We start from the raw sequence: 7,426 nt of genomic DNA, 5'->3' as shown, positions 1-7,426 counted from the left end.
ATTGTCGATGCCGGCAACGGCGAAAGCGCCACCTGCCAGGACGCCCTGTAATAGACCGATCATCATGGTTCCCTTGACCGTCGCCCGCGTGACGGAAGTGAACTTGTTCAACATCAGACTTTCATCGTCGCTGTTCAATGGCAGGTAATAGAGGATCTTTCTGATCAGCTTGTCGCCGTCCATCTGCAGAAAATAAACGGTGTACAGAAAGACAAAGATCATGAACAGGAAGTTGGCCGTCCCCAGCGTCGCCTGGGAAAGACCGCCGACGATCAAGTTGCTGACTGAACCAACAAGCTGTCCTGCCTTTTCCAGTATGATTTCACGATACGGTTCTAGATATTCGTAAAACGGCAGCTGCTGCAGGTATGCCGTCAGCCTGTCGGGCTGTTCTATATTCTGCCTGATCCACGGGGTTACCGCCTGGCCGACATCGATTGCTTGCCCGACGATAACACCCACCAATAGCATCAGAGGAATTAGCACGACAATGATCATCAATAACAACGTGGTCACGGAAGCAGCATGCCCGTGCCCTTTGAAGACGATTCTGAAACGTCGGTACACGGGGCGTGCCAGGGCGCTGAACAGCCCGGCCAGAAAGATGGCCATCAGGAATTGGTGAATCATCGACAGGAACAGTGCCGATATCGCAATGACCATCAGCGCCAGAACTGATTTATTGACAGCATCCTGATTCATATATCTACTTTCCCCGCCCTGTCAGCGCCACCGCATCCTGCGGAAAACTAGCAGCAAAGCGATTGGGCATCAAGGTAATTGCCCGGGATGAGGATAGTTACCTGAAAAAAGGGACCACGCAGACCCGCGGGCTATTCGGTAACCTGGTCCAGCTGGTACTTCGAGCGCAACGTGGCCTTGACGAACAACGCGACGTAGGCGAAGCCCTCGGGTTTTTCTTTAAAACAAACGATCGTGTTGTTGGTGTCAGGATCCGAGTGTATATAACGGTTACCCTGGTAGATGGTCGGCTCATAGTCAATACTTTCGAGGTCGCTTTCATCCTGGCCGCTGACTTTCAACGTGCTGGCGTCGGATTCGCTGTTATTGACGATGACAAAATAATTAAAACCGTTATCCAGCGCCACTTCCGCGCTCCTCAGCAGGGCAAGGTCTATGGTTTTTTCATCCGCACTGGTCGTGCTTCCGGTATAGGAAACCTGAAAAGTATTATTATCCAGTTGGGTCGAAGATATCTGTTCGGGGTAGTTATCCGGTTGTAACGGTTTTGCGCAGGCGCTCAGCAATAAAGGGAGTAAAACCAGGGGAATGACTTTCATGGTATTCGTGTCGCTCCAGCCGCCTGCGGACAATGATTCTGCCATCATTGCTGGTTCGTTGTCAGGCCAATTAGTCACTTTGCAAACTTGTTGCGCTTTTTCCTGTGAAATATGTCTCCGTTAATCTGATAGTAAATGGTTATCCTATCGTTACGAGTAAAACTTCCCAATCAAGCCCTTGCCCGACGCCTCCCGTCGGGTTTTTCTTGCCTGCAAACAAATCGCGACGCCGCCGCTTTGGCTTGATCCCCGCCATGGCGTCCGGTTGGCACCGCCAAATTTTTCTTGCAGGAATAACTGCCATTGATTTTAATCAGGTCTATAACAGGGAATGTGGGGATATAATCGCTTTGCTGCGGCTCTGCGCACGCCCAACGATATGCATTATTCTGTCTGAAGGTACTCGAAAAATGATCGATAAAAATACTAGCGACCGCAGTACGGTTGAAAAGGCACTACGGATAAACCTGGACGAAAAGAAATACGGCACCATCGTCGAAATCGGCGCCGGCCAGGAAGTGGCGCGACAGTTTTTCAAGGCGGGAGCGGCCGCTGGAACCATCGCCAAAACCATGTCCGCCTACGACATGAAATTTTCCGATGCCATCTACGGCGTGCAGGAAGACCGCCGTTACGTTAGCAAGTCGCGGGTTCATGCGATGCTGGAAAAGGAATTTCAACTGGTGATTGATCGGGTGGGTAAATCCCGCTCCAAGGCGTCGCGCTTTTTTGCCTACGGCGCGACTATTGCTGCCAGGAGTTTCAGGGGTGACAATGAATGCCATGCCTGGTGTGGTATTCGGATACAAATGTATCCAGCCGCCGAGCCATCCGAAATCATCGTTCATGTACGCATGCGTGACGACAACGCGGAACGACAGCAACAGGCAATGGGCATATTTGGTGTCAATTTAATCTACGCCTCTTACTTTTACTTCGAAAACGCCAAAACAATCATCGAATCGCTGACCGATAACCTCGAACAGGGGCGTATTGAAATCGATTCGATTGAATTTTACGGCCCCTATTTTGAGGAGGTCGATAACCGCGCCATCAACCTGCACCTGATCCGCAGCTGGAAAACCCGCGCCATCATGTTCAAGCCGGACGGCTCGGTCGTAATCCCGGCCGAGATGCTGTACAAGAAAAATGTGCTGACCATTCGGGGTACCTTCCGACCGGTGACGCGCCTGAACGTAGACATGATGGAGCAGGGTTTGAAGTTCTTCTGTGAAATCGAAGGCGTGACACCTAAAAACAGTGTTGCCCTCGCCGAAATCTCGCTTAACGACATGCACGGCAACGACCTCGGCGTGTCAGAAGAAGATTTGATTGCCAGCGTTGGATTGCTGAACTCGCTCGGTTACAGCGTCATGATAACCGATTACACGCGCTACTTCTCGATGCGCGCCTACTTCAGGCAGTTTACCAACATGCAGATTGGTATCGTCGTCGGCATAATCAACATCCGACAGATCTTTGATGAAAGCAGCTACCGAGGGGTCGAAGGCGGCATCCTCGAGGGTTTCGGCAAACTGTTCCCGGACCATACGCGCCTGCTGGTTTACCCGGAAATTGATCAATCGGGTGAGTACACGGATTTCTCCAACATCAAATTGCCGGAAAACCTGAAGTACCTGTACCGCCACCTGCTGGAGAACAACTTTATCTTTGGCATTGAATCGAGCGACCATGACTTGTTTAATATCTTTTCCCGGAACGTATTAAAACAACTGCAAGACGGCCGGGGCGAATGGGAAAAATGCCTGCCGGACGGGATTGTCGACGAAATTGTCAAAAACAGGCTGTTTGGATACCGCGATTAACCTGGTTTCAGCTACCCTTCATGCCGGCAGTACAATGAATCGTCATGCCGGGCTTGACCGATACGTCGGACCGCCGGCATCCATTAACGAAGTTTCTCAGTCAGTCGGACGGGCATAGCCCGGGTTGGCTCAAGCGGAGGTCCGGAAATAGATTGCGCGGTCCGACGTATCGACTCAGAGGCTGCAATGACCTTAAGTCGGGAGCGCAATGACGTTACGGGTATTGGCCGTCGTAACTCGTCGAGCCCGCCTGGCGGTGCCAGAGCCGATAAAGATGACGTTTTCGCCCGGGTTCGTCGTAATCCTCGAATGCACTGCGGTAATGCCCGACCTCGTGATTGTTGAGGTACTGGATCTGACCGCGCTCCAGTGGTGCCTCGAACCACAAATCTTCAGCCGCACAGACTTCATCGATGGCCTCGAGCGCCCGGGCCAGCGCTTTATCCATGGACTCACTGGCCACTTCGTAACCCTTGCGAATCAGCGATGCATTGGCACGCGCAAACATGCGACCATTGCGCCAGCTGAAGTAGGGTGCAAGACAAACCGGTGCGGCACCGTCGCAATGTTCTTTCTGGCGGTCGAACAGCACCGGCTGGTAGAGCCGCGCAAGTTCGTCGGGATATCGCTCGAACATGCGCTGATGCACCGAGTAAAGGCTGCAAAAGCGGCTGACACCACCAGTTTTCGCCGGGTGACGACACAACAGGCCGACGAAATCCGGCACCATACGCGCGAATGCGTTATCGGTGTGAAAATTAAGTTCTACCGATGTATACGAGCCGCGCGTGCCGTAGGCATATTTCTGGCCTGTGTCGCTGACGTCGTAAATCATCCGTCCATCCCATTTCTGCGCCACCGGGCGACCAATGCACTGGCCGAGCACCCAGTAAACCTCCAGCAGCGTATCGATCGGGTAATCGTCCATCGGCAATCGGTCGAGCACCGCGAAACCGACGCCATCGTCAAGAATCGATTTCATGCGTTTCATCAGGGTCCGGCAAACAGGCAGCTCGAGTTCGTCGAGCTTGCGCTGCAATAATGGCAGCGGATTGTCGGTGAAAAATTTAACGAGTCCTTCGATTTCCGCGAGCGCTTCCCCGGGAACTTCGATCAGGTAGTCGCTGGACTTGATATCATCGGCCAACCAAACCAGCCGATCGCTCGCGGGCTGGCGAATTTCGCAAGTTTCGTTGCTGCAGTCGAGGTAAGTGACACCCATCGGATTAATCCCGAACGATCAATGGCGTTGGTTCGTAAGACAGGTGTTTATCTAAGGGGATTCGAATGCTCGAGTCAAGTGAGAACCGGGTTGTCGATGGACACAGGGTTGATTCGGCGAGGCAGGACTCCGGCCGGAACCCGCGCCAGCCAGCAGGAAACAGCGGTTTATTGCTGGCCGCGCGATTCAAATTTGTTCTTGTTGTCACGCAGGCGTTCGCGGTACTTGTTGCGCGCCAACTCCTGCATGTCTTCGACGGTGTCACTCTCGTCGACGATTTCGCGCCCGAGCAGGGTTTCGATCGCATCCTCGAGCGTGACGATACCGGAGGTCTGGCCGAACTCGTCTTCGACCAGGCACAGCTGTACGCGGTTCTTGAGCATGAGCTCGAGCAAATGCACCACCGGCAGTTTTTCGGATACCCCGAGTATCTCCATGGCGAAATTTTTAACCGGTTCGCTGCCATGACCGCTGCGCTCTGCCATGAACAGGTCGTGACGCAGCACCTTGCCGGTAATGTTCTCAGGGTTATCGTCGTATACCGGCATGCGCGAGAATTGCCGTGTCTGCGGGTCATCGATCGCTGCGCTGATGCTCATGTTCTGGTCGAGCATGTGCACCACGGTGCGCGGTGTCAGCACCTCTTCGGTTAACACCTCCCGCAGGCTCAGTACGTTGGAAAGGTATTCGTTTTCACGTGCAATCAGTGCGCCGCCCTTTTTCCCGAGCGTCCCCATCGCGATAATTTCCTCGCGCGTAATATCGGATTCTGTCTTGCGTCCGAATAACTTCGTCAGGTGCGAGGAAATCCACACCAGCGGGTACACCAGCTTGACCAGCCACAGGATCAGGAACGAAGCGGGTATGATCAGCGTGCGCCAGAAAGTCGCACCCAGGGTCTTCGGGATGATCTCGGAGAAATACAGGATCGCGAGCGTCAGCAATACCGCGATCAACGTTTCCCATTGTGGGCCGAACACCATCAGCGCCTGCGCACCGACGCCGAACGCACCCATGGTATGGGCAAAGGTATTCAGGATCAGGATCGCAGCCAGCGATTCGTCGATCCTTTTCTTGACGCGGTTGACAACCGCGCCGGCGCGTGGCCTTTCGGATTTCAGCGTTTCGACATAGCTGGGCGTGGCCGACAGCAGTGCGGCTTCGAGAATGGAGCACAGGAAGGAAACACCGATTGCGATCGCCAGGTAAAAAATTAACAGTGTCATAGGCCTTGTATATAGGCGTTCACAAATATTTCAGTTGCTTGCCGAGAATCGCTATTGTACCAGTGCCGCGAATTTTTAGAGCAGAATTTCCCGGCAACTGGCGGCACCGCTCAATCCCGCCGAATCGTCACCAGACCAGCCTCGGGATGCACCGTAACCTGGTCACCGGTTTTGATCAGTTGCGTGACATCGCCGTCTTTGAAACGGTCGCACAGCGCCATGTCGGCGAGCGCCGCACCCTGCGCCAGGATCGGGTTGACGTTGTTAAACAGGAATGCTTTCGGCGCGATTCCGCGCGACTTCATTTCGTGCAGCATCCAGGCCGACGCGACTCCGCCCTTGGCGGTATTGAATACCATGATCTTGTCGACATAGCTTTGGCCAACAAGTTTATGCTGCGGGCGTGAAAAAATTCCGGCGATGCGGTCAAGATCGTATCGCGCCGAAAAATTATCGTCGGTCACCAGTGCCTCTCCCGAAACCTTAGGGCCGACGCCGACATGGCACTTGAGCTCGATGATGGCCATCAGACGATTTCCCCGGCGATGGCCGACGCGACACAGTTCTCCATGTTGGAGAGTGTCGGCTCATAGCCGTAGCCACCGATAATATTGGTTAGCTTAACAGAATTAGTCATAAGCCGCTTCCAGCCGTTGGCTTCACCCATTTCACGCGCGTAGCTCTGGTAGAAACACATGCCCTCGAGCACCAGCGCGCCGGAGGACTCGATGCGCTCGACTAGCCCTAAGCGTCGGGCGTCGGCCGCGACCACGGGGCTTGTCACCGCGAGCAGGTCGGTGTCCTTATGCAGTGTTTTATCATCAAGCAGTTCGGCGAGCGACTGCATCTCCAGCAACGATAGCTGCGGTGCGGAAAACACGACCACGTCGACCTTTTCGCCCTTACCGCCATAACGCGCGAAGAAACTTTTAAAGTCAGCTTCACCAATCGCTTCGGCAGGTGTGCCTGGATCGCAGACCGCTTGCAGCGTTGGCGCTTCCGGCGTAATGCCGACCAGGTGAAACAATGGCACCGAGCCGAAGCTCGCCATCGCCGCGCCCAGGTGTTTCATTTCATCCGAATCGGGGTTCGACTCAATCCCCTCGATGACCGGAACGTCCCAATAAGAACCGGTGCGTGCGCCGACGATGCCGCCGAGTGCGCCCCAATCGGACAGATATTGCGGTTGATACTCGACGCGAAAACGCCGCGTTGCTCTGCGGTTCTGATCGAGGTGCAGCCCGTAACGCGGGGTGCGGCCAGTCAGCCCGGCGGCAAGCGATGAAGGCCCGCCTTCGAAATTAGAATAGGCACCAAGCACGCTGTTGCAGTAAATCACGACGCCGGTATCGCCGAAAGCGAGATGCTCGCCACGCACCGGCGGCATGATGGTCTGGTAGTTGATGCAGGTGTTGGTCATCAGGATACCGAGAGATTCGAAGGCTTCGATGGCGCGTTGTTCGAGCACGGCCATTTCATCGGTTTGCCTGAGGCGCTGGTAATGACAGAAATCGATGCCGCGTGGGTCGGTGATCATCGGGATGCACACCTGGCGTTCGCTTACCGGGTAAGTCATCAGGTTCTCAAGGAAAGCAACCCCGGCTTCGCCCAGTGATTCGGTGTCGGCCATGATATGGGCTTGCGTGACCTCGACAAAATCAGGGGCATCGAAAAAATGCCCGACGCTCAGCATGTGTTCAATCGCCCAGCGCCGCGGCTCACCGAGTTCGCCGTCGAGCATTGCCTGTTCTTCGGCGTTCAGCTTCATCGAGGCCAGTCTTTTTCGGAATCCGTGGACGCCATCAGCGTATCGGTATAGCGATGCCCGGCGACAGTATCTTCGTTGATCAA

At 54.5% G+C, this 7,426-nt stretch carries 7 protein-coding genes; 1 reads left to right on the top strand and 6 read right to left on the bottom strand.

Features of this window, described 5'->3' with window-relative positions:
* Together OES20_18410 and OES20_18405 are read right to left on the bottom strand one after the other, a co-directional pair.
* On the bottom strand, nucleotides 1-702 hold a 702-nt coding region (locus OES20_18410), incomplete at its 3' end, for an AI-2E family transporter (GenBank protein MDH3636669.1).
* A gap of 131 nt (nucleotides 703-833) precedes the next feature.
* Nucleotides 834-1,349: a hypothetical protein gene (locus tag OES20_18405; GenBank protein MDH3636668.1), complete on the bottom strand. Its 516-nt coding sequence runs from the start codon at nucleotides 1,347-1,349 to the stop codon at nucleotides 834-836.
* A 365-nt stretch (nucleotides 1,350-1,714) separates the two neighbouring features.
* On the opposite strand from OES20_18405, the gene OES20_18400 reads away from it, so the two are divergent.
* A complete protein-coding gene (locus OES20_18400) occupies nucleotides 1,715-3,127 on the top strand; it encodes a TonB-dependent receptor (GenBank protein MDH3636667.1) in 1,413 nt (470 codons plus the stop codon).
* A 214-nt stretch (nucleotides 3,128-3,341) separates the two neighbouring features.
* Here OES20_18400 and OES20_18395 read toward each other — a convergent pair whose 3' ends face one another.
* The 4 genes from OES20_18395 to OES20_18380 all read right to left on the bottom strand — a co-directional run bounded on the left by OES20_18395 (nucleotide 3,342) and on the right by OES20_18380 (nucleotide 7,343).
* Entirely contained in the window at nucleotides 3,342-4,349 is a 1,008-nt protein-coding gene (locus OES20_18395; GenBank protein ID MDH3636666.1) for a TauD/TfdA family dioxygenase, read from the bottom strand.
* A gap of 167 nt (nucleotides 4,350-4,516) precedes the next feature.
* Nucleotides 4,517-5,575 (bottom strand): CNNM domain-containing protein, encoded by a 1,059-nt coding sequence (locus OES20_18390; GenBank protein MDH3636665.1) that lies wholly within the window; start codon nucleotides 5,573-5,575, stop codon nucleotides 4,517-4,519.
* Between the two features lie 110 nt (nucleotides 5,576-5,685).
* Complete coding sequence (locus tag OES20_18385) at nucleotides 5,686-6,102, bottom strand: DUF126 domain-containing protein (GenBank protein MDH3636664.1); 417 nt, start codon at nucleotides 6,100-6,102, stop codon at nucleotides 5,686-5,688.
* Nucleotides 6,102-7,343 (bottom strand): aconitase X catalytic domain-containing protein, encoded by a 1,242-nt coding sequence (locus OES20_18380; GenBank protein ID MDH3636663.1) that lies wholly within the window; start codon nucleotides 7,341-7,343, stop codon nucleotides 6,102-6,104. Before OES20_18380 ends, OES20_18385 begins: the two co-directional genes overlap by 1 nt.
* Between the last annotated feature and the right edge of the window lie 83 nt (nucleotides 7,344-7,426).

Source organism: Gammaproteobacteria bacterium, from assembly GCA_029862005.1.
Lineage (GTDB): Bacteria > Pseudomonadota > Gammaproteobacteria.
This window is presented reverse-complemented; position numbering and strand designations above follow the sequence as displayed.

Coding starts and splice junctions, on each gene's coding strand:
- OES20_18405 (MDH3636668.1), bottom strand. CDS start 1,349: ATGATGGCAGAATCATTGTCCGCAGGCGGCTGGAGCGACACGAATACC.
- OES20_18380 (MDH3636663.1), bottom strand. CDS start 7,343: ATGAAGCTGAACGCCGAAGAACAGGCAATGCTCGACGGCGAACTCGGT.
- OES20_18385 (MDH3636664.1), bottom strand. CDS start 6,102: ATGGCCATCATCGAGCTCAAGTGCCATGTCGGCGTCGGCCCTAAGGTT.
- OES20_18390 (MDH3636665.1), bottom strand. CDS start 5,575: ATGACACTGTTAATTTTTTACCTGGCGATCGCAATCGGTGTTTCCTTC.
- OES20_18395 (MDH3636666.1), bottom strand. CDS start 4,349: ATGGGTGTCACTTACCTCGACTGCAGCAACGAAACTTGCGAAATTCGC.